This is a genomic window from Leptolyngbya sp. FACHB-36 (assembly GCF_014695955.1).
Lineage (GTDB): Bacteria > Cyanobacteriota > Cyanobacteriia > Leptolyngbyales > Leptolyngbyaceae > FACHB-36.
On record NZ_JACJPG010000082.1, the window covers coordinates 1 to 2,200 of the forward strand.

General features: G+C 54.0%; 2 protein-coding genes and 1 pseudogene. All 3 read right to left on the reverse strand.

The genetic code is table 11. The features are described 5' to 3' along the window. Positions 1-302, reverse strand: a pseudogene (locus H6F43_RS01165) (serine/threonine protein kinase); the annotation flags it as partial. 174 nt (positions 303-476) lie between these two features. Beyond that, positions 477-923 (reverse strand): hypothetical protein, encoded by a 447-nt coding sequence (locus tag H6F43_RS01170; protein ID WP_190340196.1) that lies wholly within the window; start codon positions 921-923, stop codon positions 477-479. A gap of 63 nt (positions 924-986) precedes the next feature. Then, complete coding sequence (locus H6F43_RS01175; protein ID WP_190340197.1) at positions 987-2,177, reverse strand: anhydro-N-acetylmuramic acid kinase; 1,191 nt, start codon at positions 2,175-2,177, stop codon at positions 987-989. Between the last annotated feature and the right edge of the window lie 23 nt (positions 2,178-2,200).

The following is a 2,200-nucleotide window of genomic DNA, read 5'->3' on the forward strand; positions in this document are numbered from 1 at the left end:
TGCAGATACTCCATGACGTAGAACGGCATCTTGTCACCGTGCGTTTCGTCAATGCCGTAGTCTGTCACATTCACAATGTGAATGCTTTTCTGCCCTAACTGAGCGCACGTCCGAGCTTCGTTGCGGAAGCGATCGCGCATTTTGGGATTGAGAAGCGCTTGGGAAAGAAATTTGACGGCAACAACACGCCCTAGTAGAGTGTCCTCCGCACGATAAACCGTCCCCATTGCTCCCTTGCCAACCAACTGTACAAGTTGGTAGCGATTCGAGAGTGAGCGTCCAATTCTGGGATCTGTCGTCATAAAACAACTGTAGAAGGTCTAGCCTGAATCTCGCGTTCAGACAGTAAACGCCTTAGCGAAGACTTTAAGGATTGTGTGAACTGCTGCTTGAGATTAGTTATCCCCAACGCGATTCTAACGGCTCATTTTTTGAGGATGTGGTTTTAAAGGATTGCTCCCTAGCTCCTCAATTCCTTACTCCGGCTGACGTTCTAGCGTTGCTTCCATTGTGCTGGTGAGGTAATGTCCTGCCATCAAGCTGCTAGAAAGTTGGTAGATGTTATCGTCCATGCGGTACAGCGTCTCAAAGCCACTGCGCCGCTGACGATCGCCGAGCACCCAATACCGCTGCACGATCGAATCCTGTGCCACCCAGCCTTCGCCTTCCACACGACCGAGCAGACTGTGCTGTAGCACAAAGGTGTACTGCCGTTCTCCAGCATCCAAACGACCGCGATACTGAAAGGAAATTTCCTCCCGATCAGTGCCGGGAAACACAAGCTTTGTCACCATTGTGAACCAGTCATCTCGACTCCAGCCCACCAGCGTTCTGCCCTTTACCGGAACGGGCAGTCCATTGCGCTCTAGCCAGTTTCCCTGTAGGGTCCAGCGTCCCGCCTCCATCAGAAATGTGTGAGCCACAGCGCTATTCCTTGTCCTGATTGCTCGGTTGCTGTGCAAAATTCGATGCTTGGGTACCTCATGCTAGCACGCAGCGTTTGCATCGACTGGGTAAATCTCTCCTAAGCATACTGGCGCTTTGGCTCCGGTCACGTCTGGAAGATTACCAGGAATTCCCTGCTCTCGCCAATATGCCAGCACTGCAAACGCGATCGCCTCCTTAAAGTCTGCACTGATGTCAACATCATCTGTAGTCAAAACGGCTACCGACGAGAGATGCCGCTGAATTCGCTGCTTCAGATACTCATTTTTGCTTCCGCCACCGCACAGCAAAACTTGGTCCGGCAGGTGGGGTAAAAATCGGCGGTAGCTGTCAGCGATCGAGCCAGCCGTAAACTCGGTCAATGTCGCCAGAAAGTCTGCATCACTGAGCGCAGCGTCCTTAGCATCAGTCATGCATTGTTGAAGGTAGGGCAGCCCAAAGAGTTCCCGCCCAGTTGATTTGGGTGGAGGGGTTTGAAAAAATGCGTGCTGAAGCCAGCGATCGACTAAGGCTGGGTATGGTGTGCCGCTCGCTGCCCACTCGCCGTTTTTGTCGTAGGTTTTTGCCCCATTGGATAGCTGCTGCACTGCGAGATCAAGGAGCAGATTGGCGGGTCCGGTATCCCATCCCAGGATAGAGGAGTCGGCAGCTCGTTTGGTTGCAGGGAGATACGTGACGTTGCCAATGCCACCGAGATTTTGAACGCAGCGATCGAGCGTGGGATGTCGCAATAGCCACGCATCGACAGCGGGAACGAGTGGTGCCCCTTGTCCTCCTGCGGCAATGTCGGCAGCCCGAAAATTACTGATGGTGGTGATTCCCGTTTGAGCCGCGATCGAGGCTCCACGACCAAGCTGGAGGCTGTAGCCGAGGGCAGGAGTGATCAGGCTGACTTTTCGCTCCTCGCTGCTGGGGGGTCGAGGTGGACGATGGTACACCGTTTGACCGTGGGAGCCGATGAGATCAGCGTGGAGGTGTTCGGCTTGCAGCGCGATCGCGGCGTTGGCAAATTCGTAGGCAATTCGATCGTCGAGTTCGGCAAGTTCTGCCATAGAGAGGGGTGCCCCACCGCACACAGCCAGAACTTGCTGACGCAGGTCCGACGAGTAGGGATAAGTCTCTCCTGCAATCAGGTGGACTTGAAGATCGTGAGTGGAGCCAGCGATTTCAACCAGAGCAGCATCAATGCCGTCGATCGAGGTACCGCTCATCAAGCCAATTACGCGAGTCATGAAGGATTTAGGTAATGGTAACG